Below are 23,302 nucleotides of genomic sequence, written 5' to 3' on the forward strand. Positions count from 1 at the left end.
CGGCCTGTCACGCCGGGGGTCGCGGGTTCGAGTCCCGTCCGCTGCGCCATACTCGCACCGAGGTCGCTGAACACCTCGGAGCACAGATCAAGCGACCTTCTGGTCGCTTTTTTTGTGCCTTCAGCCATCTCGCACGCAAGGGTGGGTGCAGCACGGCGCTGAAGCTATCTTCATCGACCGGCGGTTCCAGCCATTGCCGGATGTGTTGCACAATAGGCACCGTTCGTCTCTCCCGGAATCGACAATGTCCAGATCTATCGTCTGCGTGGCGCTCGGGCTGACCCTGACGCTGGCGGGCCTCGCAGGCTGCGCCACGAAGAAGGCGGCCGTCTACGAGCATGAAAACTTTGCCGACTCAGGTACCTTCTCGCGCAGTTTTCCAGTGGCCGAGGCTGGCTCCTGCGAGGCGGCGCGGCGCGCCTTGCTCAGCCAGGGCTACATCATCACCAGCAGCGATGCCAGTCAGGTAGCCGGTAACAAGAGCTTTCAGCAGAATGCCGAAAACCATCTGCAGATCAGCTTCAACATCACCTGCGTGCCGGACAGCAATGACGAGCAGCGCTCGACTATCTTCGCCAACGCCTTGCAGGACCGCTACGCGCTGAAGAAGTCCAATACCTCCGCCAGCGTCGGGGTGGGCGTGCTCGGCTCCTTGTCGATGCCGATCGGCTCCACCGACGATTCGATGGTCAAGGTGGCCAGCGAGACGGTGTCCTCGGCGCAGTTCTATGATCGCTATTTCGCGCTGGTGGAAAGCTATCTGCCCAAGCCACGCAAAGCGAGCCGGCTCGCGCCCAGAACCGAAGCGCCAAGCGCTGTCCCGCCCGCGCCTGCGCTGGGGCTGCCGGAACCTGCAAGCCCGGCGCCGAGCGACGCGCAGGCCGCTGCCAGCGTGCCGGCTTCGACCTCCAGCACTGCGCAGACTCAGGCGCCTGCCGCCGTCCCGCTCGACGACAGCCAAGGCTCGCAGCCCGTGGCGCCACCCTCCGAGCCGGCACCACTCGAGGTTCAGCAACCTGCTGAACAGCCCCCTGCCAGCCAGCCCCCTGTCAGCCAGCCCTCCGTCAACCCGACCGAAAGCGCCTCGCCTACGCAGAGCGAATGAACCTGCGCGTGGTGTCCTCGCTCATAGCACTGTCATGATGATTTAACCTGGCGCGGCCAGGATCATCAGCGAACACGACAACACAGAGCGAGAGAGGGCGGTGACATGGACGATTATCAGGAAGAACTGCTGGAGTTCCAGGCTTACGAACTGGATGCCTCCGAAGAGCTCGAAGACGCGACCGAACTCTAACCCAGGCGTCGTTGCTCGCGGCGGAACGCTCCCGGGGTCAGGCCGGTCCAGCGCTTGAAGGCGCGCTGAAAGGCCTCCGCCGATGCGAACCCCAGTAAATAGGCGATTTCACCGAACGCCAGGGCCGTGTCGCGTATGTAGGTCTGCGCCAGGTCTCGGCGGGTGTCGTTGAGCAGGGTGCGAAAGCTCGAGCCCTCTTCGGCCAGTTTGCGCCGCAGCGTCCAGCTGGGCAGGTGCAACGCTCTTGCGACGTCTTCCAGGTCAGGTTCGCGACCACCGCTGAGTAGCGGGCCGAGCATGTGGATGATGCGCTCTCCCAGGCTGCGCACGCGCGTGCGCTGGGCCAGTTCCCTTTCACACAGCTGCAGCAACTGCAACCAGGTACTGGCGCAGTGCTGCTCGTTGCGCTTCTCCAGCAGGCCCTGGTCCAGATGCAGTTGATTGCAATCGGCGCCAAATTGCACTGGCGTGCTGCACAGCCCCTGATAGCGGTCGCTGTAGGCCGGTGCCGCGAACTCGATCTGCAGACGATCTGCCGTGAGTCGACCGCCCGCCAGGGGTGACAACTGCGCCAGCCAACCGGACAGCACCGAGTCGACCACGAAGCGGTTGTAGGCGTTGTAGGGGCTGATCGAATAAAAGCGCAGCCAGGCGCCCTCGCTGTCCTCCACGAACGTGGAACTGCCCCGGTAGTTGGAGGCGTACAGAGGCTCGAAGCGCAGCAGAGTGCGTGCCGCTTCCCCCAGCGTCGGGGCCTGTGCGGCGGTGACGCCGGCCAGGCCTGCCTGGGCCATGTGGCCGAGGCGGCCGATGCTCAGGCCCAGTGCCGGTTCATTGCACAGCGTGATGGCGGCATGGCCCAGATGCATGTAGCGCGGGATCGACAGGCGTGCGCCGGGCTCGGCCATGCGCGCTGCATCCAGGCCGTAGCGCAGCAGCAGGGGCAGGGGGTCATGGCCGCATTCGCGCACGGCGGCGCTCAACGGCTGGATGAAGCCGACCGACAGATCGCCCAGGCGCACGCGTGGCGGGGCCATGCTCTACAACCACAGGTTCAGCAAGCGGGCGCCCTGCAGGGGCCTTCCGGCCAGGTGCTGTCCCGCCTGGAAGGCGAAGCCCTGGCCGTCGCTGCCCAGCTCCCAGAATTGCCCGCGCATGAACACGCTCAGACCGGGAAGGCCCGGATTGGCCGCCAGGGACAGCCGAGGCCAGGCCGACTGCTCGTCGACCTGGCCTCGGCTCAGCGGCAGCTGGGCGGCCGCCGGCTGATGACGGTTGCCGCGCCAGGGCGGTTGCCAACTGCCCTTGCCACTGAGAAATGCCGGGTTGACGATCAGTTGCGCCGACTGGCGTTGCAACAGCTCGTGATTGCGTGGGTACCAGCTGTCGCTGCCCACCAGCACACCCACGCGTCCCGCGGGGGTCTGCACCACATGCAACGGCTGACTGACGCCATCGTCGACGTAGCGGCGCATTTCACTGTCGACGTACTGCTGCAGCTGGGGTTGCCCCACAGGCGAGCCATCGCTGGCGAAGACGACGCTGGCGTTGTACAGCGGTCCGCGACCGACCTGCAGGCGACCTTCTTCGACGTAGGGGACCGGCAGCACGATGGAACCGGCCACCACGGTGACGCCGAACTCGCGCGCCAGGCCACCGAACAGCTGTTGGTAATCGGCGGCCATCTGTCCCGCCTTCATGCGCAGGTGGGCATCGGCGCGGCGATCGTCGCCGGTGGCGGCCAGCATGGCCAGGCCATAGCGCAGCGGGTTGCTCAGCTCCAGCCACTGCCAGGCCTCGCGCAGGCGCGTGACCTGGTACACCTCGTTCTTTTCCCCGCGGGCCCAGAGCCAGGTGCCGATGTGTTCCGGGAACACCACCACGGTGCGTGGATTGAGCAGCCCCTGGTCCTGGGCCTGGTGCAGATAGGCCGACAACTTGCGGTGCAGGCGTTGCAGGTTCTGGTAGTCGGTGGGGTAGAGCAAGGGTTCGACGCCCAGCAGGTTGCCGCGCTCGCCGGGCACACCCTGGTCGAGCACCAGTTCGATGCGCAGGTCGGACAGGTAGTGGCCCTCGGGCCGTTTTTGGGTCCAGAAGCCATAGCCGCCGAGGGCCACCATCAACACCAGCGCCAGGGCGCTTGCCAGAAGCTTTCGCATGAAGCGGTACATCACCTTGAACGAGTGCGATAGCCAAGGGTAATCGCGCTGCGCGGCTGGATCAATGAATTGTCAGTTTCGATCATTGAGCCTGTTCAAACGCCTGTTTAATGTCGCTGCCAGACAACCGACGGACGCCCTTCGAAGGCGCCCGCACTTTCCGTGAATACGCCGACTGTGGAGCCTTTCCCATGGCAGCCCGACCTTATCCGCACCTGCTCGCGCCCCTCGACCTGGGCTTCACCACCTTGCGCAACCGCACCCTGATGGGCTCGATGCACACCGGCCTGGAGGAGCGCCCCGGCGGCTTCGAGCGCATGGCCACGTATTTCGCCGAGCGGGCCCGTGGCGGGGTCGGGTTGATGGTCACCGGTGGCATCGCGCCGAACGATGAGGGCGGTGTCTATGCCGGCGCTGCCAAGCTCAGCACAGAACAGGAGGCCGACCAGCATCGGCAGGTCACCGAGGCGGTGCATGCCGCGGGCGGCAAGATCTGTCTGCAGATCCTGCATGCCGGCCGCTACGCCTACAGCCCGCGGCAGGTGGCGCCCAGCGCGATCCAGGCGCCGATCAATCCGTTCAAGCCGCAGGAACTGGACGAGGCGGGTATCCAGAAGCAGATCGACGATTTCGTCACCTGTGCGCGGCTGGCCCAGCGCGCTGGCTACGACGGGGTCGAGATCATGGGTTCGGAAGGGTATTTCATCAACCAGTTCCTCGCCGCCCACACCAACCAGCGCAGCGACCGCTGGGGCGGCAGCTATGAGAACCGCATGCGCTTGGCCGTGGAGATCGTGCAGCGGGTGCGCGAAGCGGTGGGCGAAGCCTTCATCATCATTTTCCGCCTGTCGATGCTCGACCTGGTCGAGGGTGGCAGCGATTGGCTGGAAATCGAGCAGTTGGCCAAGGCCGTCGAGCGCGCCGGGGCCACCCTGATCAACACCGGCATCGGCTGGCACGAGGCACGGATCCCGACCATCGCCACCAAGGTGCCACGCGCGGCATTCAGCAAAGTCACCGCCAAGCTGCGCGGTGCCGTGAGCCTGCCGTTGATCACCACCAACCGCATCAATACACCCGAGGTGGCCGAGCGCGTGCTGGCCGAGGGCGATGCCGACATGGTCTCCATGGCCAGGCCGTTTCTGGCCGATCCGGAGTTCGTCAACAAGGCGGCGCAGGGGCGCGCGGCGGCGATCAATACCTGCATCGGCTGCAACCAGGCGTGCCTGGATCATACCTTCGGCGGCAAGCTGACCAGTTGCCTGGTCAACCCCAGGGCCTGTCACGAGACCGAACTGAACTACCTGCCCGTGGCCACGGCCAAGCGCATCGCCGTGGTCGGGGCTGGACCTGCCGGGCTGGCCGCCGCGAGCGTGGCCGCCCAGCGCGGTCATCGGGTGACCCTGTTCGATGCCTCGGCCCAGATCGGCGGGCAGTTCAACGTCGCCAAACGCGTGCCGGGCAAGGAGGAGTTCTTCGAAACCTTGCGTTACTTCAGCAATAAGCTCGAGGAGACCGGCGTGGAGCTGCGCCTGAACACCCAGGTGGGTGTCGAGGACCTGGTCGCCGGTGGCTTCGACGAAGTGATCCTGGCCACCGGCATCGTTCCCCGCACGCCGGACATCGTGGGCATCGAGCATGCCAAGGTGCTCGGTTACCTGGACGTGCTGCTGCAACGCAAGCCGGTAGGCCAGCGGGTGGCGGTGATCGGTGCGGGCGGCATCGGTTTCGATGTGTCCGAGTACCTGGTGCACAGTGGGACCTCCACCAGCCTGGATCGCGAGGCGTTCTGGCGCGAATGGGGCATCGATCCCAGCCTGAATGCCCGTGGCGGTGTGGCCGGCGTTCATCCGCAACCGCTCGCCCCGGCCCGCCAGGTCTACCTGCTGCAGCGCAAGCAGAGCAAGGTCGGCGACGGGCTGGGCAAGACCACCGGCTGGATTCATCGCACCGGCCTGAAGAACAAGCAGGTACAGATGCTCAATGGCGTGGACTACCTGAAGATCGACGACCAGGGTCTGCATGTGCGCATCGGTGACGGCGAACCGCAGGTGCTGGCGGTGGACAACGTGATCATCTGCGCGGGCCAGGAGCCGCAGCGCGAACTGCACGAAGGGCTGCTCGCCAAGGGCCAGTCGGTGCACCTGATCGGCGGCGCCGACGTGGCGGCCGAGCTCGATGCCAAGCGCGCCATCGACCAGGGTTCGCGATTGGCCGCCAGCCTTTGACCTGCGACCAGGGCCTGACGGCGCTACATAGTTAGCGCCAGGGACGCAGCGGGGCGCAGCAAGCTCCGGGCTTTACGCCGGAGAGTGCCGATGACTTCCCCCGACCGTCCCGCCGCGCGGGTGGCGCACCTGCCTGATGGGCTGCCCGAGATCGCCAACCTGCCGTCGCTGTCCCAGGCGGCTCGTGCCTTGTTCGAGGCGCGGCTGCCCGGGGTGCTGGCGCTCGAGCTGTACCTGCTGACCCTGGCGCCCGAGGATGGCCTCGGGCAGCGCCAGGTGCTCGAGGCCCGGCCCCTGACCCGAGTGCTGGAAGGGGTCCGTCGCGGCCAGCCTGTCCCCAGCCATGCCTTCGAACCCGAGCGTGGCGCGTTGTCCGTGCGCGCCGAGGTGCTCCAGGCGCCGCCTGCGGCGATGGCCCTGACCCTGTCCCGGCTGCGCGAGGTGTTGAACGGTATCGCGCCGATGCAGGTGCAGGCGCGTCTGCTGCAAGATGCGCTGGCCTACTGGGAAGTGCCGCCGAGTCTGTCCGAGGACAGCCGGCGCCTGACCATGCAGCGCCAGATTCGCCAGAGCCTGCGCAGTGCGCTGACGTCGTTCAGCGCTGCCGGTTGGCTGGCAATGTCCACCAGGACCATGGTCGAGGACATCGTCGCTCATCCACGCCTGATCGATCGCAGCATCCGGCGAGGCGTCTACGCCGTGATCGCGAGGGCCGCAGGCGGTGGGCAGGACATTGTCCTGCCAGGCGTGGTGGCGTTGTCCACGGAGCCGGCCGGGTTCAGTCCGGCGCACACGGGGGTCACCGAGCGCCAGACGCTGACCGGGCCCTGCGTGCTTTATTGCACCGGCTATTTCGGTTTCGTCAACGCGTACGCGCATTTGCAGCAAGCGCTGACCTGGCTGGCCACCGCCCTTGGTGGACAGGGGCCTTGGTTGCAGACGTTGCTGCGGCGCCTGGGGCCTGCAGCCCAAGCGCAGCTGATGCAGGAACGAACGCGCCCCGACGGTCGCTTCGAGGTGTTCGCCAGGCCTATCGACGACAACTTCTTCGAGGTGCTGGCCGAGCAACAGATCGCGGCCTGGCGCGACAGCGCGCAAACGGACGAAACCTCGCTGTGGGACTCCAGGCTGGGGCTGGACGTCTCGGTGGCGCGCACGCAACGCATCGTACAGGCCTTCATGGACCACAGGCTGGCATTGCGAGCCCGACTGCCACTCGGACTGCGCGAGTTGTCGCAGGCGCGCCAGGCTGACCTGGACCGGTTGATCGCAGCGTTGTTCGAACAGCGGCGGTCGGCGGCTCGCTTCTGGGCGGCGCTGCCCTCGTTCGACACTTTCGCCCGCGAGCGGATCGCGGCAGCACTGGCGCTGGATGGCATCCAGGCCGACCCCGCCGCGATCGGCGTGACCATCACCGTCACCGAATTCTCCGCCGAACAGGTCGGGTCCGAGCTGGCGCCTGGAGTCGATCCGGATCGCGGCCATGCCCAGACACGGGTCATCGACTGCACGCTGCTGGAGTACCTGGCCATGCGCATGGAGGCTCGCGCCGATGCCCATTGGCAGGTCGAGCTACACCCTTCGGGCGAATCGTTGCCCCCCCGTCTGACGCTGTCCTACCTCAAGACCCTGGGCCAACGGCTGAACCTACCTCAGCGCTACGCACAGAAGATCGCCGACACGACGCAACGCGCACGCGCAGGCGAGCGTGAGGCGGCGCTTGGGCAGATCGAAACCCAGCTGCGCCTGGACGCGCTGCTGGCCAATGCCTGCGGCGCACTCGACGACTCCGGACATGCGCTGGTGGTCGACGCGTTGGCCGCTGCCGGCCATCGCCAGCCGTCCACCCGGGTCGAGGGCCTGACCATCGCGGGCAACTCGGTGCGCGACGTGCTGATCTTCTCCCGCGCCGGGGAGTCCTCGATCGTCTGTTACCTGCCGGGCCATCCGACCGGGCAGCCATTCAAGCGCTGGCATTCGCGCAGCGGCTTGTTCAGCCTCATGCAGCAGGATCTGCACGGCATGGACCCGACGGTGACCTGGACCGCTGCGGTGCGCTACTGGCTGCAACGGTTCGGCAAGCACCAGCATGCCAGCGTGTTTCCGGCATTGCGGCACATCGCCGAGGGCAAGGGGGGTGAGCGGATCGCGACGGTGCTGATCGGCAAGCCTCTGGCGCTCCAGCTGTTCGACTACCGTCTGGCCTTCCTGTCCGCCGAGGCGGACAGCCTGGCGCTGTCCGATGCCGAACTGGCGCTGGAGCGGGGTCTGGACATCGCGGTGATGGTGTTTCGTCTGGTCAGTGCCGTCATACCGGCCCGCCTCATGACGGTACTGGACCTGGCCGAGCTGGGCTATTACCTGTTCAGCGGCTACGCAGCCTATGCCCAGGGCCAGAAGGAGCAGGCGGGCGATTATGTGCTGGAGGCGCTGAGCAGTGTTTCCGGCCTGGCCAATGCCCGCTTGCCGCGACTGCGTTGGGGAGCCCCCGCGCAGGTGCCGATGCGCTTGCGGTCAGTGGCGGCGGGGCTGTCGCTGGAGCCTCTGCCGACGACTACGCCCAGCGCCGGACTGCGGCGGATCGAGTCGGGTATTCGCAAGGGGCTGTTCGTTGCCGATGATGGCTTGCATGTCATGCTCGACGGGCGCTCGTATCGGGTGTACGAAGTTCTGGACCCGCTGCAGGGCACTTCGCGGTTCTACCTCGGAGAAGGCGAGCATGCCCTGGCCCGCTCCTTGTTCTCGAACCCGGATACCCGCGTGCACCGGGAGCCTGGCGGCCATCGCTGGCGCATCGTGCCACGCCTGGGGCTGCGCGGTGGGATGGAGCTGTCGACGGTCGGCCGCGGCGCTGCGCCGGGGCATCTGCGCGGCGTGCGCAGCAGTGAGGTCAGGGGCAGCGTCGAGCATCGGATCGATGATGGCGTGCGTAGCCAGGTGGTGTATTTCGATCTGGATGTCTGTTGCTGGTATTCACCTGAGCACCGGCTGTTCTATGAATACGACGCTGGCGCCGGGCATCACCGGGCCGTGTCCCCCTCCGCGCGATTGCCCAGCGAGGTGCAGCGTCAACTCGCTCGCTATGAATTGGAATGCGTCGAGCGGCCGATGTTGCCGACGCTGAAGACGGCGGTGACCGGTGAGCCGTTGCCGAAGGAAATCCATCAGGTCTGGATCGGCGAGGTCGACGCATTGATCGGGGCGCACGATACAGCCATCAAGGCCAACGCAGCGATGGCTCGACAGAGCGGCTACGGCCTGAAGGTGCATTTCCTGGGCACCGGTGGTCGCCTGCGAACGCTGGCTCAACTGTCGCGGCTTCGTCTGCGCTATCGGGAGGTGACGTTCGTCGGCCTGGCGGCGCAGACCTCGTTCAACGCCTTTCGCAGGTCCGCTCAGGGGCAGGTGTTCGACTACTTCCTGCAGCCGCCGCATCGCAACCATGCCGCCGCCAGCGACGTATTGCGGTATCACCTGCTGTTCGAGCACGGCGGGCTGTATCTGGACGTCGACGACCGACTGCTCAAACCCTTGCCCGACTTCCATCTGCGTCCCGGTCAACTGGCCGTCGGGGCGATCGTGGAAAATTACCTGCTGACCCTCAAGGGGCCGAACAACAGTCACTTCGCCAGCCTGGCGGGTAATCCATTGCTCGATGCCATGCAGATGGAAGTCGTCCGGCGCTTTGCGCAACACGGCCTGCCCGACCAGCGCCCGCTGTTCGACCAGCCGGGTTTCTCTGCCTACATGCGCGAAATCTCACGACTCACCGGTCCTGGAATGTTCAACGATGTGCGCCATCTGGCGGATGCCGAGGTCCGTGCGGTGGACGGGGCCAGGGGCTACGTCTTCGACCTCATAGGTCAGGGGGTGCTGGCCGAGCGTGAGGTGATGCACTGGCTGGATGCGGCCGAGGCCCTGTATCCGACCCTGGAGGCGTTCATCGACGTAGGCAATGCCCATAGCTGGCGAACCACCCGGCGCTGACCTGCTACCCTGGCGCGTTTGCCGTCAGCCGAGCAGGTGCCCATGTTCAGCCATCTCCCCCGCGCGCCCCTGGAGCGCTTGCGCCTGCCCTGGCTGGCGCAGGCGCGGATCGACTGCGCCATCCTGCGTCTGGACCTGATCGACCCGCTGATCAGCGGCAACAAAGGCTTCAAGCTCCAGGAGCCGCTGCGCCTGGCCCGTGCGACGGGGGCGCCCGGTTTGATCAGCCTGGGCGGCAACCACTCCAATCACCTGCATGCCCTGGCAGCGGCGGGGCGTCGATTCGGTTTCGCCACGGCAGGGCTGCTGCGCGGCCATCCTCAGGACACCCCCACGGTGCGCGACCTGCAGGCCTTCGGCATGCACCTGCACTGGTTGGGGTACGCCGGTTACCGGGCGCGTCACCAGGCGGATTTCTGGCAACCGTGGCAGGACCGTTACCCCGGCTGGCACTGCATCGCCGAGGGTGGCGCGGGCGAGCAGGGCATGGCGGGCTGCGCGCTGATCGTCGAGCAGGCGCGGGGGCAACTGGCGCAGATCGGTTGGCCGGACTATCACGCCTGGTGGCTGGCGGTCGGCAGCGGTACCACCCTGGCCGGGCTGGTGCGCGCCGAGCAGGGCGCGCATCCGGTGCATGGGGCGCTGGCGCTGCCGGCTGACCACGGCGTGGCGCAGACCGTACAGGCGCTGGTCGGTGGCGCAGGCTATCACTTGCACGACGCCTGCCGTGGCGGCTTCGCCCGCGTGGACGACGCGTTGCTGGCGTTCATCGAGGCCAGCGAACGCGCCAGCCAGGTGCCTCTGGAGGCGGTGTACACCGGCAAGGCGTTGCTGGCCCTGCGCGAGCAGGTCGAGGCCGGGCGATTCGCGCCTGGCACCCGCCTGATCTTCGTGCACACCGGTGGCCTGCAGGGGCGCCGGGGTTACGTGTAGGGCAGCATGCGCTGCAAGGTGTTGTCGCGCCGAATAGCGTGGTGATACAGCCCGGCCAGCGCGTGCAGGCCGATCAGCCAGTAGCCCCAGGTGCCGACTCGTTCGTGCCAGCCCTTGATGAATTTGGCCAGGTCCGGGTCCTTGCCGATCAGCGCAGGCAGCTCCAGGCCGTAGAAGGGTATGGGCTTGCCGGCGGCACTGAGGATCAGCCAGCCGGCCAGTGGCATGCCGATCATCAGCAGGTACAGCATCAGGTGCATCAGGTGGGCCAGGCCGGTCTGCCACGCCGGCGGTCGTGGCAGGATCGGCGGCGTCGCGCGCACCACGCGCACGGCCAGGCGCAGCCAGACCAGCGCGAACACGCTCAGGCCGAGCATGAAGTGCAGATTCTTCATCAGGTCGCGTTCGGCGCTGTCCCGGGGGAACTGGCCGCGCAGCTCGATGCAGGCGTACACGGCGGCGAGCAGCACCAGCATCAACCAGTGCAGGGCGATGGATAGACGCGCGTAGCGCGCTGAAAGGGTGAGCGTAGCCATGGTCGTTCCTCGTCATCAGGTCGAAGGGGCGCTCTTGCCGGCGCCTGGTAGAGACTGTAGCGCGTGAAATGATAGATTTTCGGCGTGCCTAGCGGTGCATGCGTGCGCATCGATTCGCCCATCGTCTCGCAGACCGCCTGCGCTGCGAGCGCGGCGGTTTGCCGCTGGCCGGGCGTTTCGCCCATAATCGCGCCATCGTCACCCGCCGCAGCGCTTCGCAGGAGCCCCATGGAGCAATTTCGCAATATCGGTATCATCGGTCGCCTCGGCAGTTCGCAGGTGCTCGACACCATTCGCCGACTGAAGAAATTCCTGCTCGAGCGCCATCTGCACGTGATCCTCGAAGACACCATCGCCGAGGTGCTGCCTGGTCACGGCCTGCAGACCTCCTCGCGCAAGCTGCTGGGCGAGGTATGCGATCTGGTGATCGTGGTCGGCGGCGATGGCAGCCTGCTGGGCGCCGCCCGCGCCCTGGCCCGGCACAACATTCCGGTGCTGGGCATCAACCGCGGCAACCTGGGCTTTCTCACCGACATTCGCCCGGACGAGCTGGAAACCAAGGTCGCCGAGGTACTCGACGGCCATTACCTGGTGGAAAACCGCTTCCTGCTCCAGGCCGAAGTTCGCCGTCACCACGAGGCCATCGGCCAGGGCGATGCACTCAACGACGTGGTGCTGCATCCGGGCAAGTCGACCCGGATGATCGAGTTCGAGATCTACATCGACGGCCAGTTCGTCTGCAGCCAGAAGGCCGACGGCCTGATCGTCGCCACCCCTACCGGTTCGACCGCCTATGCGCTGTCGGCCGGTGGCCCGATCATGCACCCCAAGCTCGACGCCATCGTCATCGTGCCGATGTACCCGCACACTCTGTCCGGCCGGCCCATCGTGGTCGACGGCAACAGCGAGCTGAAGATCGTCGTGGCCAAGGACCTGCAGATCTACCCGCAGGTGTCCTGCGACGGGCAGAACCATTTCACCTGTGCGCCGGGCGATACCATCACGGTGAGCAAGAAGTCGCAGAAGCTGCGGCTGATCCACCCCTTGGGACACAACTACTACGAGGTCTGCCGCACCAAGCTCGGTTGGGGCAGCCGCCTGGGGGGCAGGGACGACTGATGCTCGATCCGGCTCGCAGTTACGACATCATCGGCGACGTTCACGGCTGTGCGCATACCCTCGAGCGTCTGCTCGACACCCTCGGCTACCAGCGTGTGGGGGGCGTGTGGCGTCACCCCAGCCGTCAGGCGCTGTTCCTCGGCGACATCGTCGACCGCGGCCCGCGCATTCGCGAGGCCCTGCACATCGTGCGCGACATGGTCGAGGCCGATCAGGCCCACTGCATCATGGGCAACCACGAATACAATGCCCTGGCCTGGGTCACCCCGGCGCTGCCAGGCACCGGCCAGACCTACGTGCGCGAGCACACGCCGCGCCATGCCCGGCTGATCGACGAGACCCTGGAGCAGTTCGCCCGGCATCCGCTGGACTGGCAGGATTTCCAGCAGTGGTTCTACACCTTGCCGCTGTTCATCGATGCCGGCCGCTTTCGCCTGGTGCACGCCTGCTGGGACGCGCAACTGGTCGCGCAGCTGCGCGAGCAGTATCCGCACGGGCGCATCGATGCGCACTTCATCCAGGCCTCGGCCCAGGCGGGCAGCTTCGCCGCCACCGCTTGCAACCGCCTGCTGCGCGGCACCGACATGCGCCTGCCCGGTGGCCTGACGCTGACCGGTGGCGATGGCCTGACCCGAGCCTTCTTCCGCACCAAGTTCTGGGAAGAAGACCCGCAGACCTACGGCGACATCGTCTTCCAGCCCGATGCTCTGCCTGACGAAGTGGCGCGCGCGCCCCTGAGCCACAGCCAGAAGAATGCCTTGTTGCGCTATGCCGAGGACGAGCCGCTGCTGTTCGTCGGCCACTACTGGCGCAGTGGCCATCCTGCACCCATCCGTCCCAACCTGGCGTGCCTGGACTACAGTGCCGTGCTCTACGGCAAGCTGGTGGCCTATCGCCTGGACGGCGAAAGCCGCCTGGATCCCGACAAGTTCGTGTGGGTCGATGTCGACCGTCCGCAGGCCAGCCAATGAACGTGATCGAAGTGCTGCGCCTGCCCCTGTCGGTCGATCTCGGCGGCTTCGTGACGCTGCTGGGTCGGCTGCACGTGCCGCATCGGGTGGTCGAGGAGAACGCCGAGCAGGTGCTGTGGGTGCCGCCGGCCATGGCCGAACAGGTACTGGAGCTGTACCGTCGCCATCCCGACGGGGATGCCGACCTGCAGGCTCTGGGCGTCACGGAAGTTGTCGAACCGACCCTGACACCGACGGCGAGCGAGCTGGCCCCTTCGCTCAAGGCCCAGGCCCTGGCGTGCAAGGCCACCGTCGCCATCCTGCTGATGTGCCTGCCGGTGGTCGCCCTGACCGGGCTCGGCGACAACCTGGCGACCCTGCGCTGGTTCACCTTCCAGGACTACCAGGTGCAGGGCGACTACCTGTACTTCGTGCCCCTGGCCCAGAGCCTGGGCGAGGGCCAATGGTGGCGGCCGATCACGCCGATCTTCCTGCACTTCGGGGTGCTGCACCTGCTGATGAACGGCCTGTGGTTCTGGGAGCTGGGCCGGCGCATCGAGCGGCGACAGGGCCCCTGGACGCTGTTGGTGCTGACCCTGGTGTTCGGCTTGGTGTCCAACCTGGCGCAGCATGTGATCGGCGGCCCGAACCTGTTCGGTGGCCTGTCCGGCGTGCTCTACGGGCTGCTCGGCTACCTGTGGCTGTATCAGCGCCTGGCGCCGAACCGGCTGTTCGAGCTGCCCCGTGGCGTGCTGGCGATGATGCTGGTGTGGCTGGTGGTGTGCATGACCGGGGTCGTCGGCCAACTCGGCTTCGGCGAGATCGCCAATGCCGCCCATGTGGGCGGTCTGCTCATCGGTTGCCTGACCGGGCTCTTGGGTGGACTGCTGGCCCGGCGTAAACTGTCGGCTTGATTCAGGAGACGTTCATGTCCACTTTCGCGCAAATGATCGAAAACATCACCCCCGAGATCTACCAGAGCCTCAAGACCGCCGTGGAACTGGGCAAATGGTCCGATGGCCGCAAGCTCACCGCCGAGCAGAAGGCGCTGTCGCTGCAAGCCATGATCGCCTGGGAGGCCAGTAATCTGCCCGAAGAGCAGCGCACCGGATACATGGGCCCGCAGGAGTGCGCCTCGAAGTCCGCGCCGATCGCCAACATCCTGTTCAAATCGGACTCGGTACATTGATCGAACTCGCTCGTGGCTCTCTGAGCAAGATGTCGGTGCGCCTGGACGCCCCGGTGGTGCAGTACGCTTTTCGCCTGGATGAGCACCTGCTGCCGGTCAACCCGCTGATCGGCCAGACCCTGCGCCTGCAGTACCTCGGCGCGATCCATTGCAGCCATTGCGGCAAGCGCACCAAGACCAGCTTCAGCCAGGGCTACTGCTATCCCTGCATGACCAAGCTGGCCCAGTGCGACCTGTGCATCATGGCGCCTGAGCGCTGTCACTACGACGCTGGCACCTGTCGCGAGCCGTCCTGGGGCGAACAGTTCTGCATGACCGACCATATCGTCTACCTGGCCAACTCCTCGGGCATCAAGGTCGGTATCACCCGCGCCACCCAGCTGCCCACGCGCTGGCTCGACCAGGGTGCCAGCCAGGCGCTGCCGATCCTGCGAGTGGCCACCCGCCAGCAGTCCGGGCTGGTCGAAGACCTGTTGCGCAGCCAGGTGCCGGACCGCACCAACTGGCGCACGCTGCTCAAGAGCGATGCCGAGGTGCTCGACCTGCTCGCCGTGCGCGAGCAGATCTTCGACGCCTGCGCCGAGGGGCTGCGCGCGTTGCAGGGCCGCTTCGGCGTGCAGGCGATCCAGCCGTTGCCCGACGCCGAAGTGGTGCAGATGCGCTATCCGGTGCAGGCCTATCCGAAGAAGATCGTCAGTTTCAACCTGGACAAGGACCCGCTGGTCGAAGGCACGCTGCTGGGCATCAAGGGCCAGTACCTGATCTTCGACACCGGCGTGATCAATATTCGCAAGTACACGGCCTACCAGCTGGCCGTGCTCCAGTAAAAGGATCGTCAGCATGCGCACCGAACAACCGCAAGTGATCTACCTGAAGGATTACCAGGCGCCCGACTACCTCATCGACGAGACCCACTTGACCTTCGAGCTGTTCGAGGATCACAGCCTGGTGCACGCGCAACTGGTCATGCGCCGCAACCCCGAGCGCGGCGCCGGCCTGCCGCCGCTGGTACTCGATGGCCAGCAGCTGGAATTGCTGCGCGCCGCCCTGGATGACCAAGAGCTCGCGCCCGGCGACTACCGGCTGGACGATGCCACGCTCACCGTGCAGCCCAGTGCCGAGCGCTTCACCCTCGATACCAGCGTGAAAATCCACCCCGAGCGCAACACGGCGCTCGAAGGGCTGTACAAGTCCGGCAGCATGTTCTGCACCCAGTGCGAGGCCGAGGGCTTTCGCAAGATCACCTATTACCTCGACCGCCCGGACGTGATGAGCCGGTTCACCACCACGGTGATCGCCGAGCAGCATCGCTACCCGGTGCTGCTGTCCAACGGCAACCCGGTCGACAGCGGCCCGGCCGACGAGGGCCGTCACTGGGCGACCTGGGAGGACCCGTTCAAGAAGCCGGCCTACCTGTTCGCCCTGGTGGCGGGCGACCTGTGGTGCGTCGAGGACAGTTTCACCCGTCAGTCGGGGCGCGACGTGACCCTGCGCATCTACGTCGAGCCGGAAAACATCGACAAGTGCGCCCATGCCATGGCCAGCTTGAAGAAGTCCATGCGCTGGGACGAAGAGGTGTACGGTCGCGAATACGACCTGGACATCTTCATGATCGTGGCGGTCAACGACTTCAACATGGGCGCCATGGAAAACAAGGGCCTTAACATCTTCAACTCCAGTTGCGTGCTGGCCCGCGCCGAAACCGCCACGGACGCTGCGCACCAGCGCGTCGAAGGCGTGGTGGCCCACGAATACTTCCACAACTGGTCGGGCAACCGCGTGACCTGCCGCGACTGGTTCCAGCTGTCGCTCAAGGAAGGCTTCACGGTGTTCCGCGATGCCGAGTTCAGCGCCGACATGAACTCGCGCACGGTCAAGCGCATCGAGGACGTGGCCTATCTGCGCACCCACCAGTTCGCCGAGGACGCCGGCCCCATGGCGCACCCGGTGCGCCCGGACAGCTTCATCGAGATTTCCAACTTCTACACCCTGACCGTGTACGAAAAAGGCGCCGAAGTAGTGGGCATGGTGCGCACGCTGCTCGGCGACGAAGGGTTCCGCAAGGGCAGCGACCTGTACTTCGAGCGCCACGACGGCCAGGCGGTGACCACCGACGACTTCATCCAGGCCATGGAAGACGCCAACGGCGCCGACCTGACCCAGTTCAAGCGCTGGTACAGCCAGGCCGGTACGCCGCGCCTGGCGGTCAGCGAGGCTTACGATGCCGAGGCCCGAACCTACAGCCTGACCTTCCGCCAGAGCTGCCCGGCCACCCCTGGGCAGGACCAGAAACTGCCGTTCGTGATCCCGGTGGCGTTGGGCCTGCTCGACGATCAGGGCCGTGACCTGCCGTTGCAATTGGTCGGCGAGGCGAGCGCGCCGGGCACCTCTCGCGTGCTGGCGGTGACCGAGGCCGAGCAGACCTTCACCTTCCAGGGCATCGACGCCCGGCCGCTGCCCTCGCTGCTGCGTGGCTTCAGTGCCCCGGTGAAGCTGACCTTCCCCTACGACCGCAACCAGCTGATGTTCCTCATGCAGCACGACAGCGACGGCTTCAACCGCTGGGAAGCGGGCCAGCAACTGGCGGTGCAGGTACTCCAGGAACTGATCGGCCAGCATCGACGTGGCGAAGCGCTGGTGCTCGACCAGCGGCTGATCACCGCGCTGGCCAGTGTGCTGGGGGATACCTCGCTGGATGCGGCCATGGTCGCCGAGATGCTCTCGCTGCCGGGTGAGGCCTACCTCACCGAGATCAGCGAAGTGGCGGACGTCGAGGCCATCCATACCGCGCGCGAATTCGCCCGCCGACAGATCGCCGAGCAGTTGTCCGACGCCCTGTGGTCGCGTTATCAGGCGCACCGCCAGGTGTCGCGCAGCACCGCTTATGTGGCCGAGGCCGAGCACTTCGCCCGGCGCAGCCTGCAGAACATCGCCTTGTCCTACCTGATGCTCGGCGCCACGCCGCCTGCACTGGAGGCAGCGCTGGAGCAGTTCGACCAGGCCGACAACATGACCGAGCGCCTCACCGCGCTGGCCGTACTGGTCAACTCGCCGTTCGAAGCCGAGCGCGCCAAGGCGCTGAACGCCTTCGCCGAGCACTTCAAGGACAATCCGCTGGTGATGGACCAGTGGTTCAGCGTGCAGGCCGCCAGTCCGTTGCCCGGCGGCCTGGCGCGGGTCAAGGCACTGATGCAGCACCCGGCCTTCACCCTGAAGAACCCGAACAAGGTGCGTGCGCTGGTGGGCGCCTTCGCCGGCCAGAACCTGATCAATTTCCACGCGGCCGATGGCTCGGGCTACCGCTTCCTGGCCGATCTGGTGATCGAGCTGAACGCCCTCAACCCGCAGATCGCCTCGCGCCAGCTGACGCCGTTGACCCGCTGGCGCAAATACGACGCTGCGCGTCAGGCGTTGATGAAGGCCGAGCTGGAGCGCATTCGCGCCTCCGGGTCGCTGTCCAGCGATGTCTACGAGGTGGTGAGCAAGAGCCTGGCCTGATCGGCCGGGGTATCCAGGGGCCGCACTGCGGCCCCTTTTTCGTGCGCATAACAAAACATAACGTTTGGCGCATTGGTTCCTGACAACGACCCCGCTAGCATTCCGGTAACGCTATTGCAGGCCCTGCACTTGGGTGTTTGGCAGTGCCTGCAATGGACGACCCTCCCAGAACACAACAACAAAGGGGCAGTCATGAGGGATTGGCTGAAGGCGGGTACCCGGCACGGCATCCGCGGGCTCACGGCCGGCGTCGCACTGGCGCTGGGCGCATGCAGTTGGGTGGCGCAGGCCGCTGCCGTCGCCGAATACTCGGTGGAGTCGGCCAAGGCCAGTCAGGGCCTGCTGATCGATGCCACCCACGCGGGCAAGCGCCTGGTGGTGGTGGGCGATCGCGGCCATATCCTGTTCTCCGACGACCAGGGGCGCAGCTGGACCCAGGCCCGCGTGCCCACCCGGCAACTGCTCACAGCGGTGTTCTTCCTCGACGACAAGCGCGGCTGGGCGGTCGGCCATGATGCGCAGATCCTGGCCAGCAGCGACGGCGGAGCCACCTGGACCAAGCAGTTCGAAGATCTCGCCCGTGAGGCGCCGCTGCTGGACGTGCGCTTCATCAATGCCCAGCACGGTTTCGCCGTGGGTGCCTATGGCGCACTGCTGGAAACCACCGACGGCGGGCAGCATTGGCAGGACGTCGCTGACCGGCTGGACAACCCCGACCAGATGCACCTGAACGCCATCACCCAGGTTGCCGATGCCGGCCTGTTCATCGTCGGCGAGCAGGGCAGCATGTTTCGCTCCAGCGATGCCGGCCAGAGCTGGAGCCCCGTGCAAAGCCCCTACGAGGGTTCGTTGTTCGGGGTGATCGGCACCGCGCTGCCGCGTACCTTGCTGGCCTTCGGGCTGCGCGGCAACCTGCTGCGCTCCACCGACTTCGGCGACAGCTGGCAGCGCATCGCCGTGCCCACCCCCCGTGGCCCGCTGGCCTTCGGCCTGGCCGGCGCCGCGCTGCTCGATGATGGCAGCCTGGTGGTGGTCGGCAATGGTGGCAGCGTGCTGCGCAGCCTCGATCATGGGCAGACCTTCAGCCTGTACAACCGCGCCGATCGCCTGGCCCTGGCGGGCGTCAGCGGCCTGGTCGGCGACAGGCTGCTGCTGGTGGGCCAGGGCGGCGTGCACCTGGCCAGTGCCCAAGGTGCCGAGGAGGTGCAGCGATGAACCATCAGCAGAGGCCCGACATGCATCACAACGACAAGGCCAGCCTGCTGGAGCGGCTGATCTTCAACAACCGTCCGGTGGTCATCGTCCTGTGCGTGGTGGTGAGCCTGTTCCTGTTCTGGCAGGCCACCCAGATCCGACCCTCAACCAGCTTCGAGAAGATGATTCCGCTGCAGCACCCCTTCATCGAGCAGATGATGAAGCACCGCGACGACCTGGCCAACCTCGGTAACACCGTGCGCATCTCGGTGGAGGCGACCCAGGGCGACATCTTCGACAAGGCGTACATGGAAACCTTGCGCCAGATCCACGACGAGGCGTTCTACATTCCCGGCGTCGACCGCGCCGGGCTGAAGTCGTTGTGGAGCCCCAGCGTGCGCTGGAGCGAGGTGACCGAGGAGGGCTTCTCGGGCGGCGAGGTGATTCCCAACACCTACGATGGCTCGGCCGCCAGCCTCGATACCCTGCGTGACAACGTACTCAAGTCCGGGCAGGTGGGGCGTCTGGTAGCCAACAACTTCAAGTCGAGCATCGTCGACATTCCGTTGCTGGAGAACTTCCCCGACCCCCAGGACCCCGGCAAGCTGGTGCGCCTGGACTACCAGAAGTTCTCCCATCAGCTCGAAGAGAAGATCCGCGACAAGTTCGAGGCGCAGAACCCCCATGTGAAGATCCATATCGTCGGTTTCGCCAAGAAAGTCGGCGACCTGATCGACGGGCTGGTCATGGTGGCGATGTTCTTCGGCATCGCCTTGCTGATCACCTGGGCCTTGCTCTACTGGTTCACCTGGTGCATCCGCAGCACCATCGCAGTGCTGATCACCACGCTGGTGGCAGTGGTCTGGCAGCTGGGGTTGATGCATGCCGTGGGCTTCGGCCTGGACCCCTACTCGATGCTGGTGCCGTTCCTGATCTTCGCCATCGGCATTTCCCATGGCGTACAGAAGATCAACGGCATCGCCTTGCAGTCCAGCGCTGCCGACAACGCCCTGACCGCAGCGCGGCGGACGTTCCGCCAGCTGTTCCTGCCGGGGATGATCGCCATCCTGGCCGATGCCGTGGGCTTCATCACCCTGTTGATCATCGACATCGGGGTGATCCGCGAGCTGGCCATTGGCGCCTCGATCGGCGTGGCGGTGATCGTCTTCACCAACCTCATCCTGCTGCCGGTGGCCATCAGCTATGTGGGCATCAGTCAGAAAGCCATCGACCGCAGCCGCAAGGACGCGGTACGCGAGCATCCGTTCTGGCGCCTGCTGTCGAACTTCGCCAGCCCCAGGGTGGCGCCGGTGTCCATCGTCCTGGCGCTGCTGGCCTTCGCCGGTGGTCTCTGGTACAGCCAGCACCTGAAGATCGGCGACCTCGACCAGGGCGCGCCGGAGTTGCGTCCCGACTCGCGCTACAACCAGGACAACAGCTTCATGATCGGCAACTATTCCACCAGTTCCGATGTGCTGGTGATCATGGTCAAGACCCCCGCCGAGCGCTGCTCGGTGCACGATACCCTGGCGCCGATCGACGACCTGATGTGGACCATGGACAACACCCCTGGCGTGCAGTCGACGGTGTCGCTGGTGACGGTGTCCAAGCAGGTGATCAAGGGCATGAACGAGGGCAGCCTGAAGTGGGAAACCCTGTCGCGCAACCCGGACATCCTCAATAACTCCATCGCCCGTGCCGACGGCCTGTACAACGCCGACTGCTCGCTGGCACCGGTACTGGTGTTCCTCAACGACCACAAGGCCGAGACCCTGGAGCGGGTGACGGCGGCGGCCAAGGCCTTCGCCGACGCCCATGACCGCGACGGCCTGCAGTTCCTGCTGGCCGCCGGCAACGCGGGCATCGAAGCGGCCACCAACGAAGTGATCAAGTCGGCCGAGCTGACCATCCTGGTACTGGTGTACCTGTGCGTGGCGGTGATGTGCCTGATCACCTTCCGCTCCTTCGCCGCGACCTTGTGCATCGTGCTGCCGCTGGTGCTCACCTCGGTGCTGGGCAATGCCCTGATGGCGTTCATGGGCATCGGCGTGAAGGTGGCGACGTTGCCGGTGGTGGCCCTGGGCGTGGGCATCGGCGTGGACTACGGCATCTACATCTACAGCCGGCTGGAGAGTTTCCTGCGCGCCGGGCTGCCGTTGCAGGAAGCCTACTACCAGACGTTGCGCTCCACCGGCAAAGCGGTGCTGTTCACCGGGCTGTGCCTGGCGATCGGGGTGTGCACCTGGATCTTCTCGGCGATCAAGTTCCAGGCCGACATGGGCCTGATGCTGACCTTCATGCTGCTGTGGAACATGTTCGGTGCCTTGTGGCTGCTGCCGGCCCTGGCGAGGTTCCTGATCCGCCCGCAGAAGCTGGCGGGCAAGCAGGGTGGCTCGATCTTCGCCCATTGACCGGGCAGGGCGCCGGGACGGCCTGGACGCTATACTGGCCGCCCTGCACACCCAAGGTATTTCTCATGTCCACCCTCAACGCCGCCCTGCAATCCACTGACATGCTCCTGATCGACGGCCTGCACGCCTTCGAGTTCGAGGTGGAGGCGGGAAGCCTGGTCATCCAGTGCATGGATGGTCGCCAGCTGCGCCGCTGGTGCTTCAGCGCCGAGCAGGTCGCCGCCGCCCGCGCCGAGGGGAACGATTGGCTGATCGACGATGCCGAAGCTGAACACCGGCTAGTCTTGATGAGCGCCTTGCGCGCACCCGAAGAGGACGAAGATGAACCGCACCTTCAAGCGCCTGCTGATCGTTAGTCTGATGGGGCTGGGCGCCAGTGCCCAGGCCGCGACGCTGCTGGTGGGCACCTACACCGACGGCGCCAGCAAGGGCCTGTACCGCTATGCCTTCGATACCTCGACGGGCCAGATCGACAAGCGCCCGTTGCAGGTGATCGAGACCGACAGCCCGTCCTGGCTAGTGCTGTCCGAAGATAACAAGCAGTTGTACACGGTCAACGAAACGGCCAAGGGGCACGTCAGCAGCTATGCCGTAGGCAGCGACGGTACGCTGAAGCTGCTGGGGCAGGTGGCCAGCCTTGGCGACGAACCCACCCATGCCAGCCTCAGCCAGGACGAGCGCTACCTGTTCGTCGCCAACTATGCGGTAGCGCCGGACTCCGGTGGCAGTCTGGTGGTGGTCGCGGTGGACCGCGATGGCAAGCTGGGCAAGGTACGACAGCAATTGAGCCATACCCCGAGCCGGGTCGACGCCGAGCGCCAGCGCGGGGGCCATGTGCACTCGGTGGTGCGCTCGCCCGACGGCAGCCACTTGTATGCCAGCGACCTGGGGGCCGACAAGGTGTTCATCTATCGCTACGACGGCGCCAGCAGCGACCAACCGCTGACCCCGGCCACGCCCGCCTCGATCAGCCTGCCCCCCGGCAGCGGGCCGCGTCACCTGCTGTTCGACGCCAAGGGTCGGCACGCCTATCTCACGCTGGAAATGAGTGCCGAAGTGGTGATGTTCGATGTCGATCAAGTCCGGCTAATCGAACGCCAGCGTCTGCCGCTCACCGACAAGCGCGAGCCTTCGGCGAAAGCGGCGGCGGGGCTGCACCTGTCGGCCGACGGTCGCTTCCTCTACGTCAGCAATCGCGGGACGGCCAACCAGATCGTGGTGTATGCGGTGAATGCCGAAGACGGTCGCCTGAGCCTGGTGCAGCGCCGATCGGTCGAGGGCGATCACCCCCGCGAGTTCGCTCTGGACCCCAGTGGCAAGTTCCTGCTGGTGGCCAATCAGAAGACCAATCAAATCGTGGTGATGCAGCGTGATCCGCGCACCGGCACCTTGGGCAAGACCGTGCAGACCCTGGCGCAGCAGGCGCCTGCGGACCTGAAGCTGTTCGAGTGATGGGCGCGGGCAGCGACTATCGATCCGCTCGATAGTCGCTACTGACGCAATGAATTTCAGCGAAGCGGTGCATCGGCGTAGGTTTGACCCAAGGCCCCAGCGGGCCACTGTCGAACCCCGCAGACAAGGACACTCCGATGAACTTCGATCTTTTCCCGGTGATTGCCGCTTCCGCCATTTCCGCCTCGGTCGTGCTGCCAGCACACGCCCACGAACAGGCCAGCCAGGCCATCGGCACCCAGAGCTACACCCAGCAGTACCTGCGCCAGAGCGCGCATTTCCATGCGGCGCTGGGCGGCAAGCCTGGCGAGGTTGTACCGGCGCAACGCAGCGCCTGACTGCCGTGCCA

18 protein-coding genes are annotated in these 23,302 nt (G+C 66.0%); 15 read left to right on the forward strand and 3 right to left on the reverse strand.

All coding sequences use genetic code 11. The features are described from left to right. Positions 1-244: 244 nt before the first annotated feature. Complete coding sequence (locus IAE34_RS20000) at positions 245-1,105, forward strand: DUF2242 domain-containing protein (protein ID WP_200140682.1); 861 nt, start codon at positions 245-247, stop codon at positions 1,103-1,105. A 188-nt stretch (positions 1,106-1,293) separates the two neighbouring features. Here IAE34_RS20000 and IAE34_RS20005 read toward each other — a convergent pair whose 3' ends face one another. Together IAE34_RS20005 and IAE34_RS20010 are read right to left on the reverse strand one after the other, a co-directional pair. Then, positions 1,294-2,334 (reverse strand): AraC family transcriptional regulator, encoded by a 1,041-nt coding sequence (locus tag IAE34_RS20005; RefSeq protein WP_200140683.1) that lies wholly within the window; start codon positions 2,332-2,334, stop codon positions 1,294-1,296. Between the two features lie 3 nt (positions 2,335-2,337). After that, positions 2,338-3,456, reverse strand: coding sequence for a nitrilase-related carbon-nitrogen hydrolase (locus IAE34_RS20010; protein ID WP_200140684.1), 1,119 nt, complete (start codon positions 3,454-3,456; stop codon positions 2,338-2,340). Between the two features lie 191 nt (positions 3,457-3,647). On the opposite strand from IAE34_RS20010, the gene IAE34_RS20015 reads away from it, so the two are divergent. The 3 genes from IAE34_RS20015 (at position 3,648) to IAE34_RS20025 (ending at position 10,604) form a co-directional block, all read left to right on the forward strand. Then, positions 3,648-5,684, forward strand: a complete 2,037-nt coding sequence (locus IAE34_RS20015; protein WP_200140685.1) for an NADPH-dependent 2,4-dienoyl-CoA reductase — start codon at positions 3,648-3,650, stop codon at positions 5,682-5,684. Positions 5,685-5,774: 90 nt separating this feature from the next. Continuing rightward, on the forward strand, positions 5,775-9,671 hold the full coding sequence (locus tag IAE34_RS20020) for a dermonecrotic toxin domain-containing protein (RefSeq protein ID WP_200140686.1): 3,897 nt from the start codon (positions 5,775-5,777) through the stop codon (positions 9,669-9,671). 42 nt (positions 9,672-9,713) lie between these two features. Next, on the forward strand, positions 9,714-10,604 hold the full coding sequence (locus IAE34_RS20025) for a pyridoxal-phosphate dependent enzyme (RefSeq protein ID WP_200140687.1): 891 nt from the start codon (positions 9,714-9,716) through the stop codon (positions 10,602-10,604). On the opposite strand, the gene IAE34_RS20030 is transcribed toward IAE34_RS20025, so the two are convergent. Further along, entirely contained in the window at positions 10,595-11,140 is a 546-nt protein-coding gene (locus IAE34_RS20030) for a cytochrome b (protein ID WP_200140688.1), read from the reverse strand. The genes IAE34_RS20025 and IAE34_RS20030 overlap by 10 nt on opposite strands. A gap of 228 nt (positions 11,141-11,368) precedes the next feature. On the opposite strand from IAE34_RS20030, the gene IAE34_RS20035 reads away from it, so the two are divergent. The 11 genes from IAE34_RS20035 to IAE34_RS20085 all read left to right on the forward strand — a co-directional run bounded on the left by IAE34_RS20035 (position 11,369) and on the right by IAE34_RS20085 (position 23,291). Next, positions 11,369-12,259, forward strand: a complete 891-nt coding sequence (locus tag IAE34_RS20035; protein WP_039576369.1) for an NAD(+) kinase — start codon at positions 11,369-11,371, stop codon at positions 12,257-12,259. Continuing rightward, entirely contained in the window at positions 12,259-13,230 is a 972-nt protein-coding gene (locus IAE34_RS20040) for a metallophosphoesterase (RefSeq protein WP_200140689.1), read from the forward strand. Before IAE34_RS20035 ends, IAE34_RS20040 begins: the two co-directional genes overlap by 1 nt. Continuing rightward, complete coding sequence (locus IAE34_RS20045) at positions 13,227-14,123, forward strand: rhomboid family intramembrane serine protease (RefSeq protein ID WP_200140690.1); 897 nt, start codon at positions 13,227-13,229, stop codon at positions 14,121-14,123. Before IAE34_RS20040 ends, IAE34_RS20045 begins: the two co-directional genes overlap by 4 nt. Positions 14,124-14,137: 14 nt before the next feature. Further along, complete coding sequence (locus tag IAE34_RS20050) at positions 14,138-14,398, forward strand: YeaC family protein (protein ID WP_200140691.1); 261 nt, start codon at positions 14,138-14,140, stop codon at positions 14,396-14,398. After that, complete coding sequence (locus IAE34_RS20055; protein ID WP_200140692.1) at positions 14,395-15,225, forward strand: DUF2797 domain-containing protein; 831 nt, start codon at positions 14,395-14,397, stop codon at positions 15,223-15,225. The genes IAE34_RS20050 and IAE34_RS20055 overlap by 4 nt, the downstream gene beginning before the upstream one ends. A gap of 13 nt (positions 15,226-15,238) precedes the next feature. Beyond that, positions 15,239-17,896, forward strand: a complete 2,658-nt coding sequence (pepN, locus tag IAE34_RS20060; protein WP_200140693.1) for an aminopeptidase N — start codon at positions 15,239-15,241, stop codon at positions 17,894-17,896. 192 nt (positions 17,897-18,088) lie between these two features. Further along, positions 18,089-19,111 carry a WD40/YVTN/BNR-like repeat-containing protein gene (locus IAE34_RS20065; protein WP_200140694.1) on the forward strand — a complete coding sequence of 341 codons (1,023 nt, stop codon included), beginning with the start codon at positions 18,089-18,091 and terminating at the stop codon, positions 19,109-19,111. Continuing rightward, positions 19,108-21,501, forward strand: coding sequence for an efflux RND transporter permease subunit (locus IAE34_RS20070; protein ID WP_442793228.1), 2,394 nt, complete (start codon positions 19,108-19,110; stop codon positions 21,499-21,501). The genes IAE34_RS20065 and IAE34_RS20070 overlap by 4 nt, the downstream gene beginning before the upstream one ends. Before the next feature lie 65 nt (positions 21,502-21,566). Further along, positions 21,567-21,857, forward strand: coding sequence for a DUF5629 family protein (locus tag IAE34_RS20075; protein ID WP_200140695.1), 291 nt, complete (start codon positions 21,567-21,569; stop codon positions 21,855-21,857). After that, positions 21,823-22,953, forward strand: coding sequence for a lactonase family protein (locus IAE34_RS20080; RefSeq protein ID WP_200140696.1), 1,131 nt, complete (start codon positions 21,823-21,825; stop codon positions 22,951-22,953). The genes IAE34_RS20075 and IAE34_RS20080 overlap by 35 nt, the downstream gene beginning before the upstream one ends. Positions 22,954-23,090: 137 nt before the next feature. Beyond that, a complete protein-coding gene (locus IAE34_RS20085; protein ID WP_200140697.1) occupies positions 23,091-23,291 on the forward strand; it encodes a hypothetical protein in 201 nt (66 codons plus the stop codon). The last annotated feature ends 11 nt before the right edge of the window (positions 23,292-23,302 follow it).

The organism is Pseudomonas sp. S30 (assembly GCF_016518545.1).
Taxonomy (GTDB): domain Bacteria; phylum Pseudomonadota; class Gammaproteobacteria; order Pseudomonadales; family Pseudomonadaceae; genus Aquipseudomonas.